Origin of the sequence: Comamonas terrae (genome assembly GCF_001544075.1) — a bacterium.
Classification (GTDB): Bacteria; Pseudomonadota; Gammaproteobacteria; order Burkholderiales; family Burkholderiaceae_C; genus Comamonas; species Comamonas terrae.
In genome coordinates this window covers 182,556-206,352 of sequence record NZ_BCNT01000006.1, presented here as the reverse complement: position 1 = coordinate 206,352, position 23,797 = coordinate 182,556, and the positions used below count along the sequence as shown (strand labels likewise).

The 23,797-nt window shown below is 67.4% G+C and carries 23 protein-coding genes and 1 riboswitch; of the genes, 12 read left to right on the top strand and 11 right to left on the bottom strand.

Annotated elements, in window-relative coordinates:
- Nucleotides 1-83 precede the first annotated feature (83 nt).
- Nucleotides 84-1,034 (top strand): glycosyltransferase family 2 protein, encoded by a 951-nt coding sequence (locus tag Cte04_RS11230; RefSeq protein ID WP_245633352.1) that lies wholly within the window; start codon nt 84-86, stop codon nt 1,032-1,034.
- The gene (locus Cte04_RS11225) at nt 1,031-2,596 is read left to right on the top strand and encodes a glycosyltransferase family 39 protein (protein WP_066476801.1); all 1,566 of its coding nucleotides are present in this window, start codon (nt 1,031-1,033) and stop codon (nt 2,594-2,596) included. Before Cte04_RS11230 ends, Cte04_RS11225 begins: the two co-directional genes overlap by 4 nt.
- Here Cte04_RS11225 and Cte04_RS11220 read toward each other — a convergent pair.
- Nucleotides 2,553-2,969, bottom strand: coding sequence for a GtrA family protein (locus Cte04_RS11220; RefSeq protein WP_066477135.1), 417 nt, complete (start codon nt 2,967-2,969; stop codon nt 2,553-2,555). The two genes, Cte04_RS11225 and Cte04_RS11220, sit on opposite strands and share 44 nt — an antisense overlap.
- On the opposite strand from Cte04_RS11220, the gene Cte04_RS11215 reads away from it, so the two are divergent.
- Entirely contained in the window at nt 2,955-3,830 is an 876-nt protein-coding gene (locus tag Cte04_RS11215) for a ChbG/HpnK family deacetylase (RefSeq protein WP_066476796.1), read from the top strand. The two genes, Cte04_RS11220 and Cte04_RS11215, sit on opposite strands and share 15 nt — an antisense overlap.
- Before the next feature lie 27 nt (nt 3,831-3,857).
- Here Cte04_RS11215 and Cte04_RS11210 read toward each other — a convergent pair whose 3' ends face one another.
- Nucleotides 3,858-4,826 (bottom strand): Bug family tripartite tricarboxylate transporter substrate binding protein, encoded by a 969-nt coding sequence (locus Cte04_RS11210; protein ID WP_066476791.1) that lies wholly within the window; start codon nt 4,824-4,826, stop codon nt 3,858-3,860.
- Between the two features lie 158 nt (nt 4,827-4,984).
- Nucleotides 4,985-6,031, bottom strand: a complete 1,047-nt coding sequence (locus Cte04_RS11205) for a CDP-6-deoxy-delta-3,4-glucoseen reductase (RefSeq protein WP_066476784.1) — start codon at nt 6,029-6,031, stop codon at nt 4,985-4,987.
- A 199-nt stretch (nt 6,032-6,230) separates the two neighbouring features.
- Here Cte04_RS11205 and Cte04_RS11200 point away from each other — a divergent pair, with 199 nt between their 5' ends.
- Entirely contained in the window at nt 6,231-7,169 is a 939-nt protein-coding gene (locus tag Cte04_RS11200; RefSeq protein ID WP_066477133.1) for an SDR family oxidoreductase, read from the top strand.
- A 140-nt stretch (nt 7,170-7,309) separates the two neighbouring features.
- Here Cte04_RS11200 and Cte04_RS11195 read toward each other — a convergent pair whose 3' ends face one another.
- Together Cte04_RS11195 and Cte04_RS11190 are read right to left on the bottom strand one after the other, a co-directional pair.
- Nucleotides 7,310-7,981, bottom strand: coding sequence for a DUF4124 domain-containing protein (locus Cte04_RS11195; RefSeq protein WP_245633348.1), 672 nt, complete (start codon nt 7,979-7,981; stop codon nt 7,310-7,312).
- A 134-nt stretch (nt 7,982-8,115) separates the two neighbouring features.
- Nucleotides 8,116-8,679, bottom strand: a complete 564-nt coding sequence (locus Cte04_RS11190) for a hypothetical protein (protein ID WP_066476774.1) — start codon at nt 8,677-8,679, stop codon at nt 8,116-8,118.
- A 337-nt stretch (nt 8,680-9,016) separates the two neighbouring features.
- A riboswitch (FMN riboswitch) is annotated at nt 9,017-9,178 on the top strand.
- 98 nt (nt 9,179-9,276) lie between these two features.
- Here Cte04_RS11190 and Cte04_RS11185 point away from each other — a divergent pair.
- Nucleotides 9,277-9,819 (top strand): 6,7-dimethyl-8-ribityllumazine synthase, encoded by a 543-nt coding sequence (locus tag Cte04_RS11185; protein ID WP_066476771.1) that lies wholly within the window; start codon nt 9,277-9,279, stop codon nt 9,817-9,819.
- Between the two features lie 167 nt (nt 9,820-9,986).
- Entirely contained in the window at nt 9,987-11,123 is a 1,137-nt protein-coding gene (locus tag Cte04_RS11180) for a branched-chain amino acid ABC transporter substrate-binding protein (RefSeq protein WP_066476769.1), read from the top strand.
- A gap of 194 nt (nt 11,124-11,317) precedes the next feature.
- On the opposite strand, the gene Cte04_RS11175 is transcribed toward Cte04_RS11180, so the two are convergent.
- Complete coding sequence (locus Cte04_RS11175) at nt 11,318-12,253, bottom strand: LysR family transcriptional regulator (RefSeq protein ID WP_066476767.1); 936 nt, start codon at nt 12,251-12,253, stop codon at nt 11,318-11,320.
- A 107-nt stretch (nt 12,254-12,360) separates the two neighbouring features.
- Here Cte04_RS11175 and Cte04_RS11170 point away from each other — a divergent pair, with 107 nt between their 5' ends.
- From Cte04_RS11170 to Cte04_RS11160, 3 genes are all read left to right on the top strand, one after another.
- Nucleotides 12,361-13,011 carry an NAD(P)-dependent oxidoreductase gene (locus tag Cte04_RS11170; RefSeq protein ID WP_066476763.1) on the top strand — a complete coding sequence of 217 codons (651 nt, stop codon included), beginning with the start codon at nt 12,361-12,363 and terminating at the stop codon, nt 13,009-13,011.
- An 88-nt stretch (nt 13,012-13,099) separates the two neighbouring features.
- Complete coding sequence (locus Cte04_RS11165) at nt 13,100-13,582, top strand: DUF2127 domain-containing protein (protein ID WP_066476760.1); 483 nt, start codon at nt 13,100-13,102, stop codon at nt 13,580-13,582.
- Nucleotides 13,583-13,717: 135 nt separating this feature from the next.
- On the top strand, nt 13,718-14,944 hold the full coding sequence (locus Cte04_RS11160; protein WP_066476757.1) for a sugar transporter: 1,227 nt from the start codon (nt 13,718-13,720) through the stop codon (nt 14,942-14,944).
- 6 nt (nt 14,945-14,950) lie between these two features.
- Here the strand turns inward: Cte04_RS11160 and Cte04_RS11155 are convergent, their stop codons facing one another.
- Entirely contained in the window at nt 14,951-15,457 is a 507-nt protein-coding gene (locus tag Cte04_RS11155) for a nucleoside deaminase (protein ID WP_066476749.1), read from the bottom strand.
- A 44-nt stretch (nt 15,458-15,501) separates the two neighbouring features.
- On the bottom strand, nt 15,502-16,854 hold the full coding sequence (locus Cte04_RS11150; protein ID WP_066476746.1) for a nucleobase:cation symporter-2 family protein: 1,353 nt from the start codon (nt 16,852-16,854) through the stop codon (nt 15,502-15,504).
- Nucleotides 16,855-16,970: 116 nt separating this feature from the next.
- Here Cte04_RS11150 and Cte04_RS11145 point away from each other — a divergent pair, with 116 nt between their 5' ends.
- Complete coding sequence (locus Cte04_RS11145; RefSeq protein ID WP_066476744.1) at nt 16,971-17,885, top strand: LysR family transcriptional regulator; 915 nt, start codon at nt 16,971-16,973, stop codon at nt 17,883-17,885.
- 81 nt (nt 17,886-17,966) lie between these two features.
- On the opposite strand, the gene Cte04_RS11140 is transcribed toward Cte04_RS11145, so the two are convergent.
- The 3 genes from Cte04_RS11140 to Cte04_RS11130 form a co-directional block, all read right to left on the bottom strand.
- A complete protein-coding gene (locus Cte04_RS11140) occupies nt 17,967-18,935 on the bottom strand; it encodes a tripartite tricarboxylate transporter substrate binding protein BugE (RefSeq protein ID WP_066476740.1) in 969 nt (322 codons plus the stop codon).
- A gap of 89 nt (nt 18,936-19,024) precedes the next feature.
- The gene (locus Cte04_RS11135) at nt 19,025-20,287 is read right to left on the bottom strand and encodes a CaiB/BaiF CoA transferase family protein (protein ID WP_066476737.1); all 1,263 of its coding nucleotides are present in this window, start codon (nt 20,285-20,287) and stop codon (nt 19,025-19,027) included.
- 250 nt (nt 20,288-20,537) lie between these two features.
- On the bottom strand, nt 20,538-21,731 hold the full coding sequence (locus tag Cte04_RS11130) for an acyl-CoA dehydrogenase (protein WP_066476734.1): 1,194 nt from the start codon (nt 21,729-21,731) through the stop codon (nt 20,538-20,540).
- A gap of 188 nt (nt 21,732-21,919) precedes the next feature.
- On the opposite strand from Cte04_RS11130, the gene Cte04_RS11125 reads away from it, so the two are divergent.
- A complete protein-coding gene (locus Cte04_RS11125) occupies nt 21,920-22,888 on the top strand; it encodes a LysR substrate-binding domain-containing protein (RefSeq protein WP_066476732.1) in 969 nt (322 codons plus the stop codon).
- 182 nt (nt 22,889-23,070) lie between these two features.
- Nucleotides 23,071-23,757 (top strand): thiaminase II, encoded by a 687-nt coding sequence (gene tenA, locus Cte04_RS11120; protein WP_066476727.1) that lies wholly within the window; start codon nt 23,071-23,073, stop codon nt 23,755-23,757.
- Nucleotides 23,758-23,797: the final 40 nt, after the last annotated feature.

The following is a 23,797-nucleotide window of genomic DNA, read 5'->3' as shown; positions in this document are numbered from 1 at the left end:
TGAGTGACCATTTGCTGATGCGGGAGGCATGGCTGCCGCCTCGCGAAATTGCGCTGGGCAGCTCCGGCCCAGTCGCCTCGGCCATGCGCAGCGCACACTCCATTTCCTGCGTGCTGCCCTGCTACAACGAGGCGGAGAACCTGGACCGCCTTCTGCCCCTGCTGTGCGCCAAGCTCGCTCACCTTGCTCCTTTGTGGGAAATTCTGGTGGTCGATGATGGCAGCACGGACGACACCGAAGCGCGGCTGCGGCACTGGACCCAGCGCCCCGGCGTGCGTGCGTTGCGGCTGTCGCGCAACTTCGGCAAGGAGGCGGCGCTGACGGCCGGACTGCAGGCCGCACGGGGCGAAATCACCATCATGATGGATGCCGACCTGCAGCATCCCCTGGCGCTGCTGGACACCTTTGTGCGGCACTGGAGTGCCGGCGCCGACGTGGTCTATGCGGTGCGTGCGCACCGCGATGCCGAAAGCCGCTTCAAGCGCGTAGGAACGCACTGGTTCTATAGCCTGCTCAACCACGGCGGTCGCTTCAAGGTGCCGGAAGATGCTGGCGACTTCCGCCTGATGGATCGCAAGGTGGTGCAGGCGCTGCTGGACCTGCCCGAGCGCAACCGTTTCATGAAGGGCCTGTATGCCTGGGTGGGGTTCGATGCGGTGGCCGTGCCCTACGTGCCCGACGCGCGCGCGCATGGCGTGAGCCATTTCAACAAGCTGCGCCTGATCCGGCTGGCGCTTGACGGCATCATGGCCTTCACGGTGTGGCCGCTGCGCGCGGTGATCGGCCTGGGCTTCCTGCTGGCGCTGGGCGCATTTGCCTACGGCGCCTACCTCACGCTGGTCTATCTGCTGTATGGCCACAATGTGAGCGGCTGGACCACGATCGTGGTCAGTCTCATGCTGTTTGCCGGCGTGCAGCTGGTTTCGCTGGGCGTGGTGGGCGAGTATGTCGGGCGCATTTATGAAGAGGTCAAGCGGCGGCCTCTGTTCCTGGTCAAGCGCGAACTCGGCCAGGGTATCAGGGAGGACGCATGAGCACGGCCGAAGCAAGCTTGTCGCGGCAGGACGGCTGGAAGGTGCTGGCCCTGGTGGTTCTGTGGCTGGGCGCCACCGCATGGCTGCGGCCCCTGATGCTGCCCGACGAAGGGCGCTATGCGTCCGTGGCTCTGGAGATGCTGCGCTCGGGCGACTGGCTCACGCCGACGCTCAACGGCCTGCCTTTCTTTCACAAGCCGCCGCTGTTCTACTGGATTTCCGGCGCGGCCATGGGTATGACGGGCTCAAGCGAGCTGGCGGCGCGCTCCGCATCGCTGGCGGGCGCCACGCTGGGCGCGATCGCGCTCTACCTGTTTGTGCGGCGCTGGTGCGGGATGGCATCCGCCCGCCGCGCCGTCATCGTGCTGGCGGTGCAGCCGCTGTTCTTTCTGGGAGCGCAGTTTGCCAACCTGGACATGCTGGTGGCCGGCTGCATCACGGCCACGGTGCTGGCCCTGGCCCATGCGGCGCTGAGCTTCGAAGCGGGCCAGCCGGATCGCCGCGCGCTGTGGCTGGCCTACGGGCTTTCGGCACTGGGCGTGCTGGCCAAAGGCCTGATCGGCTTTGTCCTGCCGGCAATGATCGTGGGCCTGTGGCTGATCTTGCGCCGGCGCTGGCGCAGCCTGCTGGCGCTGCTGTCGCTGCCCGGGGCCCTTCTCTTCATGTTGGTGGCGGCGCCCTGGTTCGTGCTCATGCAGCAGCGTTTCGACAGCTTTCTGCATTACTTCTTCGTGGTACAGCATTTCCAGCGCTTTGCCGCAGGCGGCTTCAACAACGTCCAGCCCTTCTGGTTCTATCCGGCCGTGCTGGCCGGCTGCAGCCTGCCCTGCATTCTGTGGTCGCGCCCCGCGTTCACGCGCGGCTATTGGCGGGCCGAAGGAACGCCCGGCGATGTACGCCTGCTGATGGCATTGATGGCGGGTTGCGTGACGCTCTTCTTCTCGCTGCCCCAGTCCAAGCTGATCGGCTACATCCTGCCTGCCGTGCCGGCGCTGGCCTGGCTGATGGCCGATGCCGGCCAGCGGGCGCAGGCATCGCGAAAAAGCCGTTCGTGGTGGAGGGTCAGCCTGGCCATCAGCGCGCTCATCGGCCTGGGCGTGGTGCTGGCGCTGACCGCGAATCCGCGCTACTCGGCGCGTCACATGGGGCAGGTACTGAAAGCCCGCCACCAGCCTGGCGAACCGGTCTACATGCTCGGGGAGTATGTGTACGACCTGCCGTTCTACGCAGGGCTCGACCGGCCGGTGCGCATCGTGGACGACTGGCAGAGCCCCGAGATTGCGCGGCGCGACAACTGGCGCCGGGAAATGGTCGATGCAGGCGCCTTCGATCCGGCGCTGGCCGGCCAGGTGCTGGTCACGCCGCAGCAGCTGCCTGCGGCGCTGTGCGGCAATGAAGCGGCCTGGGTGGTCGGCGATGCACAGGCGACGCAGATGCTGCCGCTGCTGGCCCAGGTCGCGCCGGTCTTTTCCGAGCATGGCCAGACGCTGTGGCGCGTGGACCCCCGGCAGGTGCTGCCTAGCTGCGCAGAAATGCCCAATGGCGGCTCAGCAGGTAGGTAGCGCCTGCGACCAGCACCAGCACGGCGGCCAGCAGCACGTCGTAGCGGGCGCCGGTCCAGTGCAGCAGGGCTGCATAGGCAGCCTCGTTGACGAGAAAGCCGCCGCCGGAGATGCAGAGAAAGCGCAGGGCCGCGGGCAGCATGGCCGTGCCATGGCCGCGGAAGCTGAGCAGGTGGTGGCCGGTGAAAGAAACGCCAACGGCCACCATCCAGCCTGCGGCGTTGGCCAGCAGCGGGGGCCACTTCGCCCAGGTCACGGCAGCAATGGCGACGCACCAGTGCACGGCGGCTGCGGCACAGCCGACCATGATGAACCAGCCGATATGGCCAAGCTGAGATGAGCGGGAGAGAGGCGGGAAATGCGAGCGAGACATGAGCGGTGGCAGCATAGCAGCGCGCGTGAAATCTGTGTGTGCGTGGACGATTTCGGCTTGCACCGGGGAATCAACGAAGCCGTGCTGGCGCTGGTGGGCATGGGCCGCGTGCAGGCGGTTTCGGCCCAGGTGGGCGGCCCGGCCTGGAGTGCCGGCGCCAGAGAGCTGAGCCTGCTTGACCCGCAGGGCGTGGATGTGGGGCTGCACCTGGATCTGACCGAATGCCCGTTGCAGGCGGGCATCCGCATGCCGCTCAAGGAGGCGATTGGGCGCGCCTATGCGGGCCGGCTGAATGTGGCGCAGCTGCGCAGCGAGATCCGTGCCCAGTTCGACGCGTTCGAGGATGCGTTGGGGCGCGCTCCAGCCTATGTGGACGGGCACCAGCATGTGCACCAGCTGCCCGTGGTGCGCTCGCTGCTGGTGCAAGAGCTGCTGCTTCGCTATCCGGAGCGAAACACCGGACGGATGCCCTGGCTGCGCAACACACGCGGCCCGTCGCGCAAGGCCCATGCCGATTGGGGAACCTGGGCGAAAGCCGAGGTGATTGCCGCGCTGGGGTCGCGCGCACTGGCCTTGCTGGCGCAGCGCCACGCCGTCGCGCAGAACCGCAGGCTTCTGGGGGTTTACGACTTCAGCGGCGATGCGCAGGCCTATGGCCGCAGGCTTTGGCGCTGGCTGGGGGCAGCGGAAAACGGCGACCTGCTGATGTGCCATGCCGGCCTGTCCACCGGGCAGGCCGACCCGCTGGCACGCGCACGCTTCATCGAGTTTTCGGTGCTGGGCTCTCTGGAGTTCGCGGAGCGGGTCGCGTTCAAGAACATCCGCCTGCGGCCCATGCACCAGATCCTGGAGTCCCGGTAAGGGCTCCAGGCAGGCGCCGGATACGGCTCAGTCGACCTTGGCGCCGGAGGCCTTGACGATGGCCTGGTATTTGCTGCGCTCGGCGGCCATGAACTTGTCGAATTCCGCCGGGCTCGAACCCACGGGCTCGGCCATCAGGGCTTCGAAGCGGGTCTTGGTCTCGGGTGTGCGCAGGGCGTCGTTGAAGGCTTTGCTCAGCTTGTCGAGCACGGGCTTGGGCGTGCCAGCGGGAGCCACCAGGCCCCACCAGGTATCGATCGCAAACCCGGGGAAGGTCTTGGACAGGGCCGGCACGCCGGGCAGCAGCGGCGTGGCATCGAGCGAGGTCACGGCCAGGGCCTTGAGCTTGCCCGACTTGATGTTGGGCGCCGCGGCCGCCAGGTTGTCGATATTGAAGTCCACCTCGCCCGACAGCAGGGCCAGCTGGGCCGGATTGGCGCCGCGGTAGGGTACGTGCAGGGCATAGATGCCGGCCTTCTGCTTGAGCATCTCGCCGGCCAGATGGCCCGCGCTGCCGTTGCCGCCGCTGCCGTAGTTAAGCTTGCCGGGATGCGACTTGGCGTAGGCGATCAGGTCGCCCACGCTGTGGATCTTGAGCTGCTCGGCACGGGCCGCGTTCATCACCAGCACATTGGGCACGCGCACCATCTGCGTGATGCCGGCAAAGTCCTTGCCTGCGTCATAAGGCATCTTGGCGTAGAGCCAGGGGTTGACGGCATGGGTGGCCGTGGCCGCCAGGCCGATGGTCAGACCGTCCGGCGCAGCCTTGGCAATGGCGTCCGCACCGATGTTGCCGCCGGCGCCGGCCTTGTTTTCGATGATGACCACGCCAAGAGAGTCACGCACACGCTCGGCCAGGGCGCGCGAGGTGATGTCCAGCGGACCACCGGGCGCATAGGGCACGATCAGGCGAATGGGCTCTTGCGCCAGGGCAAGCGGGGAGGCCAGGGCAGCAACGGCCGCCATGACCGAGAGAAGGCTGTTTCTACGGTTCATAGGGCCGCTATTGTGCAAAAAATTGCAAAACCACTAACAGGTGGAATGTTTCAATGCAGGATTTTTGCGCCAGAGCACCAGTTGATGCGTGTTGTTTCCGATTTGCTGGCATTTGGCGCTGTCCTGTTGCCCGCCTTGGGCAAGGCTGCGGTCGCTGCTTACTTGTCGGCCTCGGAAGTGAAGGCGTCTGCGAAGAATTCCTCTTCGGGCAGGCCGCGCTGCCCGGTGTAGCTGGTGCGGGCCGAATCGACCACGACGGGAGCGCCGCAGGCGTAGACCTGGTGCCCCGACAGATCGGCGAAATCATCGAGTACGGCCTGGTGCACAAAGCCGGTGCGGCCGCTCCAGCCGTCCTCGGGCAGGGCGTCGGACACCACGGGCACGTACTTGAAATGCGGCATGGCAGCCGTATGTTCCGCAATCCAGGCGGCATCATAGAGGTCGGCTGGACGGCGTCCGCCCCAGTACAGCGTGGTCGGGCGCGTGATGCCTTTGTGGCCCATGTGCTCGATCAATGCCTTGATGGGCGCAAAGCCCGTGCCAGAAGCCAGCAGGATGATGGGCTTGTCCGAATCCTCGCGCAGGAAGAAGCTGCCGAACGGGCCTTCCACACGCAGGATTTCCTTTTCCTTCATGGCGCCGAACACATGGTCGGTGAACTTGCCGCCGGGCATGTGGCGGATATGCAGTTCCAGGCCCGGAGCCGTCTCCTGCACATGCGGGGCCGTGGCCATGGAATAGGCGCGGCGCGCGCCGTCGCGCAGGATGAATTCCACATACTGGCCCGCGTGGTAGCGGAACTTCTCGGCTGCGGGCAGCTGCAGGCGCACCTGCATCACGTCGTGCGACTTCTTTTCCAGGCTGGCCACGCGCACCGGCATCTTCTTGATGGGAAAGGCGCTGGCATTGGTGACCTGGCGCGATTCGAGCACCACGTCGGTATGGGGCGTGGCGCAGCAGGTCAGCACATAGCCGGCTGCTTCCTCCTCGGGCGTCAGGGCCTTGTCCGAGTGCGCGCCGTGGGTGACGTCGCCGCTGAGCTTCTTGCACTTGCAGGAGCCGCAGGCGCCGTCCTTGCAGCCATAGGGCAGGCCCACGCCCGTGCGGATGGCGGCGGCCAGGATGGTTTCGCTGCCCTGTGTGGAAAAGGTGCGGCCGCTGGGCTGGACGGAAATCTGATGGGAGGCGTTGGCAATCTCGGTCATGACGTTCTGGCTGGGACTTGCGCAGACGGAATGCACCGGAGGTGCGCTCCAGGGGCAGGCGGGCCGCCCCCGGGCTGTCTGGCATGGGTCGTTTTTGGTTATCCTTGAATGCGTCCCGGGCGGCCATGGCCATCATGCCGCTGCACCCGCAGCAGCGTGGACGGGTGCCATGGTCTCCTCTACGCAGCAGGTTCCGATTTTGCCCTCAAACCAAAACCCATTGGGCGCGCTGCCGGCGCGCTTTCGTCGTGAGCGTGTGTTGATCGTCGGCTGTGGCGACGTGGGCCAGCGCGTGGCGCGCGTCCTGCCACGCAGCGGCGCGCATGGCGTGCGCGTGCTGGCGCTGACGCGCGATGCACAGCGTGCGCCGCATTTGCGCGTGCAGGGCATCGAGCCCCTGGTCGGCGATCTGGACCGGCCGGCCACGCTGCGCCGACTGGCCGGCATTGCCACACGCGTGCTGCACCTGGCGCCGCCGGCTTCCACCGATGTCAAGGAACCATGGTGGCGGGACCGGCGCACCGAGGCTCTGCTGGGTGCGCTGCGCCTGCGCAGCAGGCCGCTGGGCCTGGTCTATGGCTCCACCACGGGGGTCTACGGCGACTGCCGGGGCGCGTGGGTGCCCGAGAGCCGGCCCCTGGCGCCGGCCACTGCCCGTTCGCAGCGCCGTGCCAATGCCGAACGTGCAGTGCGCTTTGCCGGCCGCCTGGGCATGCGTGCCAGCATTGTGCGCATTCCCGGCATCTATGCGCCGGACCGCGAAGGCGGCACCCCGCGCGCGCGCCTGCTGCGCGGCACGCCGGCGCTGCGGGCCGAGGAAGATGTGTTCACCAGCCACATCCATGCCGATGATCTGGCCCGCGCCTGCGTGCTGGCGCTGTGGCGCGGCAAGAGCCAGCGCATCTACCACGCCTGCGACGACACCGAGCTGCGCATGGGCGATTACTTCGACATGGCGGCCGATCTCTATGGCCTGCCGCGCCCGCCACGCATCACCCGGGAAGAGGCGCAGCGGCAGCTGCCCGCCAGCCTGCTGAGCTTCATGGGCGAGTCGCGCCGCCTGCTCAACCACCGGCTCAAGCGCGAGCTCAGGCTGGTGCTGCGCTACCCCACCGTGGACCGGGGCCTGCGCGGCTGAAAAGCAGGCGGGTCGCAACTGGCGAGGCCCGGCCCGGAGACAGCGGGCAAGAGCCGCCTCGCGGCGGGGGCGCCTAGCCGAAGCTGTTGCCCCGCCGCACGTCGCCCCTCGGGGAAAAGCGGCGCAGCCGCCGGGAGGGCTCAAGGGACGGGATGCACGCCGCCCCGGTTGTCGTAGCAGCGGAATACATTGCAGTTGACGATCTGGGCCGGCGGCGCAGGCTGGGGCGGCACGGGCCGCGTCCAGCCCCACTGCTGCGGCCGGTGGATGGCATTGGGCTGCAGCGCGCGTGTCTGCTGCAGCTGGCTGTAGGCTTCGGGGCCCAGGCAAGCCATTTCCATCTGCTGCTGCGCGGCCTGGCTGCGCTCGCCCCAGGTCGCCGGATCCGGGGAGGTCTCGGCCAGGATGGCATCGAAGCGCTGGCGGGCCTGGCGGCAGGCGGGGGAATTGCCGCCGCTCCCGGCCCTGGCGGCAGCCAGCTGCTGCCGGCGTTCCTGCTCCTCGCGCTTTTCGCGCTCCTGGCGCTGGGCCTCATCGCGGGCCATTTCGGCCTTGCTGCGCTCTAGGGCGGCCGCCGCCTGGGCGCGTTCGCGGGCAATCTGTTCGGGGCTGGAGGCCGGCTGCACCTGCACGGATGCTTCGCCGGAAATGCAGCGGCCGTTGGTATAGGTGACTTCTCCGGTCTTGGCATCGGTGCAGCGCAGCACCTGGGCCGGGGCGGCAGTGGCCAGGAACAGCCAGCCTGCGGCGAGCAGGGCGGCCCGCAGGCCCATGCCGACAGCGAAGGCCGGGGAATATGAGGAATAGGACATGGCCCGCTCCTTTCAGATGGCTTTCCGGGCACGCATGCTGCGCCCCTCGGATCGGGCCAGATTATGGCCCGTACCTGACAAAAAGTATCGGCGAGGCACCCGAGCGGCTGTCGCCCTGGGGCGCAAAGGCTTTCCTATCGCCAGTCGCGCTGCTGGCGCCACTGCTGCAGGCGCTCGTTCTGCTGTTGCTGACGGTCCTGATCCTGCTGGCGCTGCTGTTGCCAGCGCTGGCGCTCCTGGTCCCGCTGCTGTTGCCCGCGGTCGCGTTCGCGGTCCTGCTGCATGCGTTCCTGGTCGCGCCGCATCTGCTCCTGATCGCGGCGGTTCTGTTGCTGCTGGCGTTCCCATTCCCGGCGCTGCTGTTCCTGCATGCGCTGCTGCTCGCGGATCTGGCGGTCCTGCTCGCGCTGCTGCTGGTGCTGCCAGGCTTCGCGCTCCCGCTGGCGTTGCCAGTAGGCGCGCTCGCGCTCGCGGGCGGCCCAGTCGTCGCGCTCGTAGATATAGGTGGGATAGGCCGGGTAGGCCGGCTGGCCGCCGATGATGGTGGTGTTCACCGAACCTTGCGGATAGGCGGGATAGCCGTAGCCGTCGTCATATCCGGCCGGCACGGCGCAGGCCGTGCACAGTGCGGCAATGCCCAGCACGGCCACGGCGCGTGCTGCCGTGGCGGGGAGCGGGGAGAGCAAGGCTGATTTCATGGTGTTTCCGGATGGATGACGGGCTGGCCGGGCCTGCGGGGTTTCGTCGTGAGGGCCACCGTGCGCCTGCAAGTGGGGGCAAGGGACGGTGCGTTCTGTGCTTTGTTCAACGCATGAGCGGCGGCCCGGGTTGACCTGGATTAGTCCGGAAAATTCAAAAAGCATAGCTTCAGGCGCCCTGCGGCATTCGCTCTGGGGCGTATTCCATGAGTTTTTCAGTTGCTTCCAAAGGCCTGATGCCTTGGTGACCCTGTTGCCAAAAGAAGTGCCTGGCGGTGGCTAGAATGGCTGCCAGTCCCTTTGCAGGCGCGGCCGGTCCGGCCGGGTCTGTGAAGGGCAGCGTTCTCAGGGCGGGGCGAAATTCCCCACCGGCGGTATCTGCAAGACCTGTCTTGCAGCAGCCCGCGAGCGCCCGGCGGCCTGGTCCAGGTTGCCGGGGTCAGCAGATCTGGTGAGATGCCAGAGCCGACGGTCATAGTCCGGATGAAAGAGACCGCGCAGCATTTGCCTATGCGTCTGCAGCCTGTGGAGCTGCCGCATGGCCGATGCCGTTCGCGCGCGCCCTGATTCATTGGCACCATTGTTTGAAAGCAAACCATGAATCAGACCCCCATCTCCATGAACTTCGCCACCCCCGGCGCGGCCCAGGGCACGCCCTGGAAGGCCGTGGCCAGCCGCAGCCGCATCGCCGTCATCAGCGCCAGCTGGCATACCGAAGTGGTGTACCAGGCGCGGGACTCGGCCCAGGCCGAGCTGCAGGCGCAGGGCGTGCCGGCCGCCAACATCCAGCATTTCAGCGTGCCGGGCGCGTTCGAGATTCCCCTGCTGGCCAAGAAGCTCGTGGACAGCGGCCGTTTCGATGCCGTGATCGCCTGCGCGCTGATCGTCAATGGCGGCATCTACCGCCATGAGTTCGTGACCTCGGCCGTGATCGACGGCCTGATGCGCGTGCAGCTCGATGCCGAGATTCCGGTGTTCTCCGCCGTGCTGACACCGCGCGACTTCCACGAGCATGGCGACCATCTGGAGTTCTTCCGCCAGCATTTCGTCAAGAAGGGCGTGGAAGTGGCCCATGCCTGCCTGAGCGCGCTGGACCAGCTGGCCCAGGTGGTGGCGCTGGGCCAGGCCAAGGCGGCCTGAGGCACGGGGCAGGCCGGGCCTCACCACAGTTGAGCCCGGCTGCCGATCCCGGAAAACGCTGATTGTTGTGTCGGCGTCTCATCGGGTGGCCCCTGGCATTTGTTCCATTGCCAAGCGCCGGGGGCGCGCATACCGTTGCGGTTTGTCTCAACCGAGAGGAGTGCGCAATGAAGATGTTTGGCAAGCTGTGCATCGCAGCTGCGGTGGCGGGCATGGGCACCGCCGCAATGGCCCAGGAGCAGGTCATCAAGATCGGTCACATCGGCCCGGTTTCGGGCCCCCAGGCCCACTTTGGCAAGGACGACGAGAATGGCGTGCGCATGGCCATCGAGGACCTCAACGCCAAGGGCATGGAAATCGGCGGCAAGAAGGTCAAGTTCGTGCTGGTGGCCGAGGACGACGTGGCCGACCCCAAGCAGGGCACGGCCGCTTCGCAAAAGCTGTGCGATGAAAAAGTGGCCGGCGCCGTGGCCTTCGTGAACTCTGGCGTGGCCATTCCTTCGTCCAAGGTGTTCCACGACTGCGGTATTCCCATGATCACGGGCGCGGCCACCAACCCCGACCTGACCAAGCCCGGCTGGGACACGACCTACCGCGTGATCGCCAACGACAATGCGCTGGGCGCGGCGCTGGCCACCTATGCGGCCAAGACGCTCAAGCTCAAGAACGTGGCCGTCATCGATGACCGCACGGCCTACGGTCAGGGTCTGGCCAATGTGTTCAAGAAGGATGCCGAAAAGCAGGGCGTGAAGATCGTCGCCAGCGAGTTCACCAATGACAAGGCCACGGACTTCATGGCCATCCTGACCTCCATCAAGGCCAAGAAGCCCGATGCCATCTTCTACGGCGGCATGTACGGCCAGGCGGGACCCATGCTGCGCCAGATGGGCCAGCTGGGCATGAACGACGTCAAGCTGTTCGGCGGCGACGGCATCTGCGTGACCGAGCTGGCCAAGGTGGCTGCCGGCGCCAAGCCGCTGGAGAACGTGGTCTGTGCGGACGGCGGCGCCTCGCTGGCCAAGATGCCCGGCGGCACGGAGTGGAAGAAGCGCTACGACGCCAAGTACCCCGGCCAGTTCCAGGTCTACAGCCCGTATTTCTATGACGGCACCATGCTGCTGGCCGATGCCATGAAGCGCGCCAACTCCTGGGACCCCAAGGTCTACATCCCCTTCCTGCAGAAGTCGGACTACGCGGGCGTGACCTCCAGGATCGCTTTCGAGAAGAACGGCGAGATGAAGAACCCCAGCTACACGCTGAGCCGCTACGTCAACGGCGTCAAGACGCCCATCGACCTGAACTGAGCGCAGCCTGGCGTGCAGGCTCCGCGCCTGTGCACCGGCCCGACCCGAAGCCCGCCATGCGGGCTTTTTTCATGCCGGAGATCTGCTATCGAAACAGGAGCTGCTGCCGCATTTCTGCAAAAGATTTCAATGCCTTTTCACTATGAAGCGGCAGTGGGGATGGCGCAGCCAGCTCTGGAAAAGAGAGCGCGGCGTCATGGCATCCCATCGGCCTGCACGCCTTCGAGCCGGGCAAAGTAGGCGCGCAGCACCTCGATGGCCTGGCGCACCTTGGCTGGCTGGGCATCGCGCTGGGGCGTGACGGCCCAGATGTCGAGCTGGCCCATGTCCCACTGCGGCAGCAGGCGCACCAGCCGGCCTTCTCGCAGGCTGGCGGCCACATCGTGGGCCGAGAGCACGGCCACGCCCAGGCCGGCTTCGCAGAACTGCTGCACGGTGGCGCGGTGGTTGCTCACCATCTGCGGCAGCGCCTGCAGGCTGAAGCTTTCGCCGCTGGGGCCGTGGCGCCAGTTCAGGTCCACCCGCGCATGGTCCTTGCGCGCCAGGTCCAGCCAAGGCGCCTGGGCCAGCTCCGAAGGATGCAGCGGCGGCTTGCCGCGCTCCGCTTGCCAGGCGGCCAGCCACTTAGGCGAAGCGCACAGCAGCGTGGCGCTGCGGCCCAGGTGGCGCGCCACCCAGCTGGAGTCGGCCAGCGTGCCGAAGCGCAGCGCCAGGTCCACGCGCGCCTGTATCAGGTCGATGGTTGCATCGTCCATCAAAAGGCGCAGGCGCAGCGCCGGATTGCGCGCCAGCCAGCTGCCCAGGGCCGGCGCCGCATGCGGCGCAAAGCCCGCGGGGGCGGACATGCGCAGCTCGCCGCCGGGCTCCTGCCGCTCGGCATCCAGCTCGGTTCGGGCGCGCGCCGCAGCCTCGCACATCTGGGCGCACTGCACGTAAAAGCGCTGGCCCGCGTCGGTCAGCGCGAGCTGGCGCGTGGAGCGGTGCAGCAGCGTCACGCCGGCCTCGCGCTCGAGCTGGCGGATGTGCTGGCTCACGGCCGAGGGCGTCATGTCCAGCCGCCGCGCCGCAGCGCTCATGCCGGCCTGTTCGACGACGGCCACGAAAACGGCCATGCGTTTGAGGTCTTCCATGCTGGTATTTTGAAGTACGGCTTCAAGGTCATAGTGGGCAAAAGGGGTTTTTGTGAAGAATGCGACGGCTTAATCTTTAGCCTTGTTGAAACACAAGGAGTTCTCGCATGAAAGTCGCATTGATTGGCGCCACCGGTTTTGTGGGCGCGGCCCTGCTCCAGGAACTGCTGCAGCGCGGCCACGAGGTGGTGGCGCTGGCGCGCGATCCGGGCAAGCTCCAGGCCCGGCCCCGCCTGCAGGTGGTGCAGGCCGACGTGATGGACGCCGCGCAGGTGCAGCAGGCCGTGGCCGGTGTGGATGCCGTGGTCAGCGCCTACAACGCGGGCTGGGGCAATCCCAACATCTATGCCGATTTCATGCGAGGTTCGCGCGCCATCGTGCAGGGCATCAAGGCCGCCGGCATCAGGCGCTATCTGGTGGTGGGCGGCGCGGGCAGCCTGTACGTGAGCGGCAGGCAGCTGGTGGACAGCCCCGACTTTCCGGCCGCCTTCAAGCAGGGCGCCCTGGCCGCGCGCGACATGTACGCCGAGCTGCAGAAGGAAAGCGCTCTGGACTGGACGCTGCTGAGCCCGCCGATCGCCTTCCATCCGGGCGGCGCGACCGGCCGCACCGGCCGCTACCGCACGGGCAAGGATGAGCCGCTGATGCAGCCCGACGGCGCGCCGGGCACGATCTCCGATGCCGATCTGGCCGTGGCCGTGGTCGATGCGCTGGAGCAGGGCGCCCACGTGCGCGAGCGCTTCACCGTGGCCTATTGAGCCGCACCCAAGCCGTGCGCCCGCGCCGATGGCCGCCGGCATGCGGCGGCCTGGCCTATAGTGAGGGCTTCCCAATCCGCTGCTGGACATGACCCCCTCTTCACTGCGCACCGCGGTCAGAAGCATGGCCCTGTTCGAGGTCGCCAAGGGCGTGGCGGCCTTGCTGGGGCTGCTGGGCCTGCTCGGGCTTTTGCACCACGACCTGCACAAGCTGGCGCTGGAGCTGATCGGCCATGTGGGCCTGTCGCCGGCGCAGCGCTATCCGGCGCTGCTGCTGGACATGGTGGACAGGCTCAACGTCACGCCCGTGCACACGCTGGTGCTGCTGGGCGGGCTGTACGCGGCCGTGCGCTTTGTCGAAGCCTGGGGGCTGTGGCGGGACAGGGCCTGGGGCGAGTGGTTCGGCGTGGCGGCCAGCGGCGTCTACATACCGCTGGAAGTGCAGCATATCCTGCGGCACACGAGCTGGCAGGCCATGCTGGTGCTGGCGTTCAACGTGGCGCTGGTGCTGGTGCTGCTGGCCCGGCTGATGCAGCGCCGCGCCCAGGCGCGGGAGCGTGCCTTGCCCTGAAGGCCGTCACGGCTTCGACCCCGCGCCGCGCAAGGAAAACCGGGGCCGCGGCGGTCTTTGCCATGTAGGGCATACACAATCAGGGTTTCTACCTGGGTTGCCCGCCGGCAGCCGCTGCCCACCGCTTTTCGATGCATGACTGATCCCACTGTTTCCCTGTCTGCCCCGGCCGCGCCGCAACGCACGGCCGCCCAGGCCTGGCTGAGCGTGATTGCGCTGGCGCTGGGCGCCTTTGTCTTCAACACCACCGAATTCGTGCCCGTGGGGCTGCTGGGCGGCATAGGCGCGAGCTTCGGCATGCCTGCGGAGCAGGTGGGCCTGATGCTGACCATCTATGCCTGGGTAGTGGCGCTGGCCTCGCTGCCCTGCATGCTGATGACCAAGCAGGTGGAGCGGCGCAGGCTGCTGATGGCCGTGTTTGCCGTGTTCGTGGCCAGCCATGTGCTGTCGGGCGTGGCCTGGAGCTTTGCCTCGCTGGTGGTCAGCCGCATCGGCATTGCGCTGTCGCATGCGATCTTCTGGTCCATCACGGCCTCGCTGGCCGTGCGCGTGGCGCCGCCGGGCAGGAAGGCCATGGCGCTGAGTCTGCTGGCCACGGGCACGTCGGTGGCCATGGTGCTGGGCATTCCGCTGGGCCGCGTGGTGGGCGAGGCCCTGGGCTGGCGCATGACCTTCCTGGCCATCGGCGCCGTGGCGGCCGTGGTGATGCTGGTGCTGGGCAAGCTGCTGCCGCTGCTGCCCAGCGAGAACGCGGGATCGCTGGAGAGCGTGCCCATGCTGTTCAGGCGCCCGGCCCTGGTATCCATCTATGTGCTGCTGGTGGTGGTGATCACCGGCCAGTTCACGGCCTACAGCTATATCGAACCCTTTGTGCAGGACGTGGCCGGGCTGGCGCCCGAGGTGACCACGACCGTGCTGCTGCTGTACGGCGGCATGGGCATCGTGGGCAGCGTGCTGTTCGGCTGGCTGGGCATGCGCTATCCGCGCGGCTTCCTGATGGCGGCGATTGCGGTGCTGGCGGCCTGCCTGCTGGCGCTGGTGGCCAGTAGCCATTACGCCTGGAGCCTGTACCTGCAAAGCGCGGTCTGGGGCGTGGCCATGATCTGCTTTGCGCTGTCCATGCAGTCCAAGGTGCTCAAACTGGCGCCCGACGCCACCGACGTGGCCATGTCCATGTTCTCGGGCATTTTCAACATCGGCATCGGCGGCGGCGCGCTGCTGGGCAGCCAGGTCAGCATGCACTGGGGCATGGGCCATATCGGCGTGGTGGGCGGCACGCTGGTGGCGCTGGGCGGCCTGGGCTGCGCGCTCATGATGGTCAAGCTGGCCGACAGTTTCCGCCAGGCGCCGGCCCGCCGCTGAGCGGCTTCAGTCCTGGGTCCAGAAGCCGCGGTGCGGCGCCGCGGCTTCTTCTTCCAGCAACGGGCCCACGACTTCGACTTGGCGCTGGCCGCGGGCAAACACCTCGCGGCAGGGCAGGGAGAAGGTGGGGTTTTCGGGATGGTCGCCGGTCAGGCCCAGCAGCGCATGTTCCGACAGCGCGTAGACCACGCGGCCTATGCCCGTCCAGTACACGGCGCCCGCGCACATGCAGCAGGGCTCGGCGCTGGTGTACAGCGTGCACTTGGCCAGCTCCTCGGGCGTGAGCCTGCGCGCGGCCAGTGCGGCGGCCGCCAGTTCCGCGTGCTGCGTGGGATCGCCTTCGGGGGGCATGGAATTGTTGCCGGCCTGGGCCACGATCTCGCCGCGCTCGTTGGCCACCAGGGCCGCGAACGGGTGGCGCCCGCGCTGCTTGGACTCCTCGGACAGCGCAATGGCGGCGCGCAGCAGCTCCAGGTCGCGTGGATGGGACAAAACGGTATCGGTGGCTTGCATCTGAATGGCTCCTGTGGATGAGGGGGGGTGTCGGTTCTTGAGGATCACTGCGCCGCGGCGGCGGTGGAGGCAGAAGCCTCCGTCTCGGGCTCTGGCGCCTGGGCGCCGCGGTTGAGGATGAGATTGAGCAGCACGGCCGTGATGGCGCCGAGGAAGATGCCGCTTTCCAGCACCAGCTTCAGCGGCCCGCTGGCGTGCGCGAACAGCGCGGGAAAGGACATGGGCAGCACGCCCACGCTGACGGAGACGGCCACGACCAGCGCATTGCGCGTGCCCTCGAAGCGCACGCGCGACAGCTCCTGGATGCCGGCCACCGTGGTCATGCCGAACATCACGATGGCGCAGCCGCCCAGCACGGGGCGCGGCACCGAGGCGATCAGCGCGCCGAGCTTGGGAAACAGTCCCATCAGGATCATGATGGCGCCCGCGCTGGCCACCACATAGCGGCTCTTGACGCCGGACAGCGAGATCAGCCCGGTATTCTGCGTGAAGGCGTTGTACGGAAAGCTGTTGAACACGCCGCCGATCATGGTGGACAGGCCGTCGGTGCGGAATGCGTTGCCCAGGGTCTGCTGGCTGGTGGGGCGGCCCACGATCTGGCCTATGGCCAGGCAGTTGCCTGTGGTCTCGGCCATGATGACCAGCATGGCCAGCGCCATGATCAGCGCGGGTGCCAGTCCGAACTGCGGCATGCCGAAGGCGAACGGCGGGCTGAGCTCGAACCAGGCCGCCTGGCCCACCTGGGCGAAGTCGGTGAGCCCGCAGGCCGCGGCGATGGCCGTGCCCGCCACCAGGCCCAGCAACACGGCCAGGTTGCCCAGAAAGCCGCGAAAGCGCGCATAGATGAACAGCGTGATGGCGATGGTGGCCAGGCCCAGCAGCAGGTTGGGTGCGCTGCCGAAGTCGGCGGCGTCGGGGTTGCCGCCGCCCAGCCAGATGGCGGCGGCCGGCATCAGCGAGATGCCGATGATGGTGATCAGGCTGCCGATGACCACGGGCGGAAAGAAGCGCAGCAGCCGGCTGGTCACCGGGGCCAGCAGCACGGTGATGGCGCCGCCCGCGATCACGGCGCCGAACACATGGGCCAGGCCGTATTCCTTGCCGATCATGATCATGGGCGCCAGCGCGATGAAGGAGCAGGCCTGCACCAGCGGCAGGCGCGCGCCGAACTTCCAGAAACCCAGGGTCTGGATCAGCGTGGCCACGCCCGAGGTCAGCAGGTTGGCATTGATGAGGATCACCACCTGCTCAGGCGTCAGCCCCAGGGCGCCGCCCAGGATCAGCGGCACGGCGACGGCGCCCGCGTAGAGCACCAGCACATGCTGCAGGCCGTAGCTGGCCATCTGCTGCAGTGGCAGGACCTGGTCGACCGGGTGGACGGTGGGCGATGGCTTCATGGATCTCGTCTCCTTGCTGGGCAATCCCTCTGAACGGGGAAGCTGCGGGCATGATTGATCGGAAATACATCAAGAAAAAGTTTGTATCCATCGCAAAATCCGATGGAAAATCAGCCATGCGCTATTCACTGGACCAGCTGGAAATCTTCTCGACCGTGGTGTCCGCGGGCTCGTTCTCGGCGGCGGCGCGCCAGCTGCGGCGGCCGCAATCGACGGTGAGCACCGCCATCGCCAACCTCGAGACCGACCTGGGCATGGAGCTGTTCGACCGCGGCACCAAGATCCCCACGCTGACGGATGCGGGCCGGCGCCTGCTGCGCGAGGTGTCGGAGGTGCTGGACCGCTGCCTGGACCTGGAGCACCACGCCCATAGCCTGAACCAGGGCGTGGAGCCCGCGCTGACGCTGGCCATCGAGATCCCCTACGACGCGATCACGCAGCCGCTGGCCGCATTCGCCCAGGCCTTTCCCTTCGTCGACGTGGAAATCCGCCACCCGCTGGACGGCGATGTGAGCGCCCTGGTGCGCCAGGGCCAGGCCCAGCTCGGCGTGGCCTTCTCGCAGCCCAACTACCCGCGCGAGCTGGGCTTCGTGCAACTGGGCAAGCTGGTCATGTCGCACGTGGCGGCCGGCGGGCATCCGCTGGCGTGCCTGGACCGCGTCAGCTTTGCCGAGCTGCACCGCCACCGGCGCCTGGCCTTCAGCGCCCATAGCGAGGGGCTGCCCAGCACCGAATACCTGCGCAGCCCGCGCCGCTGGCGCGCCGAGAGCTACCTGGCCCTGCTGGAGATGACGCGCGCCGGCCTGGGCTGGGCCACGCTGCCGCGCCGCCTGGTGCGAGGGGAGATCGAGCGCGGCGAACTGGTGGAGCTGCGGCTGGAAGCCTACCCGCACACCGACTGGCTGGTGGGCGTGGACCTGCTGTGGAACAAGTCGGCGCCGCTGGGGCCGGCGGCGCGCTGGCTGCGCGACGAACTCGCCCGCAGCAAGATCAGCGAGCGCGACAGCGCCGGGCATCCAACCACGTTCTAGCGGGCCCTGCAAAAACGGCAGCGCTTGCCCGCTGCCGTGTCGTCCATGGGGGCCGGACGAACGACCCCCGGCGCGCAGCGCTTACTGCTCCATCGTGAGGTGCTGCTTTTCCACCACGTTCTTGTAGACGGCCAGCTCTTCCTTCATTTCCTTGGCAAAGGCCTCGGGCGTGCTCGCCATGATGATGGAGCCGGTTTCCTCGATGCGCTTCTTCACGGCGGGGTCCTGCACGGCCTTGCGCGTGGCGGCGTTGATCTTGTCCACGATGTCCTTGGGCAGGTTCTTGGGGCCGACGATGCCGTAGTACGCCATGCGGTTGACCTGGGGCAGGCCCACTTCCTTGAACGTGGGCACGTCGGGCAGCACGGCCAGGCGCTGGGGTGCGGCCACCACGATGGGCACCAGGCGCTTTTCCTTGGCGAACGGCAGGGTGGAGGGGAAGTTGTCGAAGATCAGCGGCACCTGGCCGGCCACGGCATCGTTGAGGGCCGGGCCCGAGCCGCGGTAGGGCACGTGCGTCATGTCGGTGCCGGTCTGCAGCTTGAACATTTCCATCATCAGGTGCGTGATGGACCCCTGGCCGGGCGAGGCGTAGGAATACTTGCCGGGATTCTTCTTCACCTCGGCCAGGAACTCCTGGTAGTTCTTGCCCGGGAACTTGGGGTTGGCCGCGATGATGTTGGGCGTGGCCGCGATGTTCACGATGGGCGTGAAGTCGGTGGCCACGTTGTACGGAATCTTGGGGTTGATGGCCGGGTTGGTGGCCGTGGTGGACACGGTGGCAATGCCCAGGTTGTAGCCGTCGGGCGCAGCGCGCGCGGTTTCGGCCGCGCCGATGCTGCCGCCGCCGCCGCCCTTGTTCTCGACCACCACGGGCTGGCCCAGCTCGCGGCTCAATGGCTCGGCGATCACACGCGCGATCAGGTCGGTGGTGCCGCCGGCCGCAAAGGGCACGAGCAGGCGGATGGGCTTGTTGGGATACTGGCTCTGGGCCTGGGCTGCGCCGCACAGTGCGAGCGCGGCCACGACGGTGGCGGTGAACTTGAACATGGTGTCTCCTTGGTTTGAAGAGGGCACTGGCCTTTTTGTGCAGAGGCCTTGCGTGCCGGGAAAAGTGCGCTTTTTGTCGGTTCTGCTCTCTAGATAACGCCCTTGCGGCGCAGGTCGGCAACGGCTGCGGCATCCAGGCCCAGCTCGGCCAGCACGGCCTCGGTGTGCTGGCCGAGCGCGGGCGGGGCGCTGCGGTAGCTGACGGGAGTGGCCGACAGCCGCATGGGGTTGGCCACGGTGGCCACCTGGGCGATGCCGTCCCCGGCCTCGCGCGGCAGCTCCTTGCGGATGCCGCGATGCCGGACCTGCGGGTCGTCAAAGGCCTGGGCGACATCGTTGATCGGGCCACAGGGCACGGCCTTGTCCTCGAGCAAGGAAATCCATTGCGCCGTGGTGCGCAGGCGCATCACGGGCTGCATCAGCGCCAGCAGCGCCGCGCGGTTGTGCACGCGGGCCGTGTTGGTGGCAAAGCGCGCATCCTGCGCCCAGCCTTCCTGGCCGATGGCGGCGCAAAAGCGTGCGAACTGCCCGTCGTTGCCTATGGCCAGCAGCACATTGCCGTCGGCCGTGGCGAAGTCTTGGTAGGGCGCGAGGCTGGGGTGGATGTTGCCCGCGCGGCCCGGCGCCTGGCCGGTGGCCAGAAAGCCCGAGGCCTGGTTGGCCAGCACCGCCATGCCCACGTCCAGCAGGGCCATGTCGATGTACTGGCCCTGGCCGCTGCCGCCGTGCGCGTTGTCGCGGGCGTTGAGCGCGGCCAGGATGGCGTTGCTCGCATACAGGCCGGTGAACACGTCGACCACGGCCACGCCCACCTTGAGCGGGCCGCCGCCCGGCGCCTCGTCGGCATGGCCGGTAATGCTCATCAGCCCGCACATGGCCTGCACCATCAGGTCGTAGCCTGCGCGCTCGGCGTAGGGCCCGTCCTGGCCGAAGCCGGTGATGGAGCAGTAGATCAGGCGCGGATTCAGCGCCTTGAGGCTTTCATAGTCCAGCCCGTACTGGGCCAGGCCCCCGACCTTGAAGTTCTCCACCACCACATCGGCCTGCGCCGCCATGCGGCGCAGCAGGGCCTGTCCCTCGGGCTGGGCCATGTCCACGGTGATGGAGCGCTTGTTGCGGTTGCAGGCCGTGAAATAGCTGGCCTCGCGCGTGTCGTTGCCGGCCCCGTCCTTGAGGAACGGCGGGCCCCAGTGGCGCGTGTCGTCGCCGGCCACGGGACGCTCGACCTTGACCACATCGGCGCCCAGGTCGGCCAGCATCTGGGTGCACCAGGGGCCGGCCAGCACGCGCGACAGGTCCAGCACCTTGATGCCTGCGAGTGCGCCGGTGGGCGTGGATGCGGGTGCGTTCATGGGGAGGATCTGGATACTATGAAAAAGGCAGCTGCTGGCGCTTTATTGGTATAAGTTTCGATAAGAAATGAATTCGAAATCAATACCAATCAAGCGGTTTAAGCTAATAAATGAATAGCGGAGCAGTCATCAAACAGAGCGCCTGCATCGCCCCCTTTCTCCAGGGGCAGCAAGCAAGAGCCGCCTCGCGGCGAAGCTGCCGTCCCCCTCCCGAAGAGAGAGGGGAAGCGGCGCAGCCGCTCAGGGGGAGTTAATTGGCAAACGCAGGGATGCCGGTCTGGGCGCGGCCCAGGATCAGCGCATGCACATCGTGCGTGCCTTCATAGGTGTTCACCACCTCCAGGTTCACCAGATGGCGGGCCACGCCGAACTCGTCGCTGATGCCGTTGCCGCCCATCATGTCGCGCGCCAGGCGGGCGATGTCCAGGGCCTTGCCGCAGTTGTTGCGCTTGATCAGGGAGGTGATCTCGATCACGTTCTGGTGCTCGTCCTTCATGCGGCCCACGCGCAGCGCGGCCTGCAGGCCCAGCGTGATCTCGGTCTGCATGTCGGCCAGCTTCTTCTGGATCAGCTGGTTGGCGGCCAGAGGGCGGCCGAACTGCTTGCGGTCCAGGGTGTACTGGCGGGCCGTGTGCCAGCAGAACTCGGCCGCGCCCATGGCGCCCCAGGCAATGCCGAAGCGGGCGCTGTTGAGGCAGGTGAACGGGCCCTTGAGGCCGCGTACTTCGGGGAATGCGTTTTCCTCGGGCACGAACACATCGTCCATCACGATCTCGCCGGTGATCGAGGCGCGCAGGCCCACCTTGCCGTGGATGGCCGGAGCCGACAGGCCCTTCATGCCCTTGTCCAGGATGAAGCCGCGGATCTCGCCCACGGCGCCGTCCTCGGAAACCTCCTTGGCCCACACCACGAACACGTCGGCCACGGGGCTGTTGGTGATCCACATCTTGTTGCCCTTGAGCCGGTAGCCGCCGTCCACCTTGTAGGCGCGGGTGGCCATGGAGCCGGGGTCGGAGCCGTGGTCGGGCTCGGTCAGGCCGAAGCAGCCGATGAACTCGCCCGAAGCCAGCTTGGGCAGGTACTTCTGCTTCTGCGCTTCGGTGCCGAACTCGTTGATCGGCACCATGACCAGCGAGGACTGCACCGAGGCCATGGAGCGGAAGCCCGAGTCCACGCGCTCGATCTCGCGCGCCACCAGGCCGTAGCTCACGTAGTTCAGGCCCGCGCCGCCGTACTGGGTGGGAATCGTGGGGCCCAGCAGGCCCAGCTCGCCCATCTCGCGGAAGATGGACACGTCGGTCTTCTCGTGGCGGAACATCTCCAGCACGCGCGGCGCCAGCTTGTCCTGGCAGTAATCGCGCGCTGCGTCGCGGATCATGCGCTCGTCCTCGGTCAGCTGCTGGTCGAGTTGGAAGGGGTCGTCCCATTGAAAGCCACGGGCCATGTCTGTCTCCTGAAAGGGCAAAAAGTGGAGGAAAGGGGCAGCCGCAAACCCGGCTGCATGAAGCCATCTTAGGCAGGCACACCGGGAGCGGCAAACGATGATTGCTCATCCATGAATGAGAAAAACGCATGTATAAAGGCGTGAGTCAGGGTAACTACCTTGTCTGTGTGCCGATGAAGGTATGAGTTATGCGAAGAATCCTGCCCTCCACTCAGGCCCTGGCCTGCTTTGAATCCGCGGCCCGCCATGTGAGCTACACCAAGGCGGCCCAGGAGCTGTCGCTCACGCAAAGCGCCGTCTCGCGCCAGATCATTGCGCTGGAGGAGTTCCTGGGCGTGGCGCTGTTCAGGCGCACCCGCCATGGCGTGCTGCTGACCGAGGCCGGCGCGCAATATGCCCAGCAGGTCACGCGCTGGCTGCAGGGGCTGGAGCGCGACACCCTGGATCTCATGGCCCACCAGGGCGAGGGTGGTCCCATCAACCTCGCGGCCGTGCCCACGTTTGCCACGCGCTGGCTGCTGCCGCGCCTGCCGCTGCTGGCGCGCGAACACCCCGACATCACCGTGCACATCGACGTGCAGACACGGCCTTTCCTGTTCGCCGACACCGTGTTCGATGCCGCGCTCTACGCGGGCACGCCCGAGCAGGTGGCGCGCTGGCCCGGCGTGCAGGCCCTGTGGCTGATGGACGAGGAGGTCGTGCCCGTGTGCAGCCCGCAGCTGCTGGCCAAGGCCCGGCAGCGCGACCCGGGCCGGGCCTGGCTGCCCGTGGGGCCCGAGGCGATCGCCAGGCTGCCGCTGCTGCAGCAAAGCACGCGCCCCCAGGGCTGGCGCCAGTGGTTCGACGCCATGGGCGTGGACGCGCCGCGCGCGCTGGACGGCATGCGGCTGGAGCTGTTTTCCATGCTGGCCGTGGCCGCCAGCCAGGGCCTGGGCGTGGCGCTGATGCCGCCCATGCTGATCGAACAGGAACTGGCGCGCGGCGATCTCATCATTGCCTGCCCGCAGGCCCTGCGCGGCAACCGCGCCTATTACCTGGTGACGCCGGAGCTGGCCGCGGACGCCGTGCCCGCACCGGCGCTGCGCGCCTTCAGCCAGTGGCTGCAGGCCTGTGCCAGGCAGGCCAGGAGTTCAGGAGTGCAAGGACTTGTGCCCTGATGTGCGAAGCGGCCCCGCCGAATCGCAGCCAAAATGCCATGCAGCGCAGGTGCCAAGGGCGCTGCCTGCCATGAATTGAACACCGCTTGCGCGAATCGGGTTCAGGCACGGACCTTGTCTCGAGAAAACAGCCTTGGTGCCTTCCTGCTTGCGTAGGTCCTACTGAAGAGGAGACGGATTCCATGTCGTTCAGCCAAAGCCTGTGGCAAGCCAACGAGGCGCTGTTCCAAAGCACGCTGCAACTGCCTTTCAACCGGGAGCTGGCCGCGGGCACCCTGAGCCGCGAGCGCTTTCGCCACTACATGATCCAGGACGCGCACTACCTCGTGGCCTACGGGCGTGCACTGGCCGTGACGGCGGCCAAGTCCGACAACGCCGAGGGCGTGGTGCAGTTTGCCAATGCGGCCAACGAGGCCGTGGTGGTGGAGCGCAGCCTGCACGATGGCTTCATGCGCGACTTCGGCATCACCGCCGAGCAGTTCGCCGCCACGCCGCTCACGCCCGCCTGCCAGCACTACACCAGCTACCTGGTGGCCACGGCCTGGAGCGCTCCCTATCCGGTGGCCGTGGCGGCGCTGCTGCCGTGCTTCTGGATCTATGCCGAGGTGGGGCGCGACATCCATGCCCGCTCGGTGGCCGGCAATCCCTACCAGGCCTGGATCGATACCTATGCCAGCGAGGAATTCCATGCGCTCGTGCGCGCCGTCTGCGCCACCGTGGACCGCCTCGCCGACGAAGCCGCACCCGCCACGCGTACGGCCATGCATGCGGCCTACCGCGATGCAGCACGGCTGGAGTGGATGTTCTGGGACAGCGCCTACTGCCTGGCCCAATGGCCCACCGCTGCGGCCGAGCTGCCTAAAAAATAGGCGCGTCATGGAATGTCGTTTGGCGACAAGGGCTTGGGCT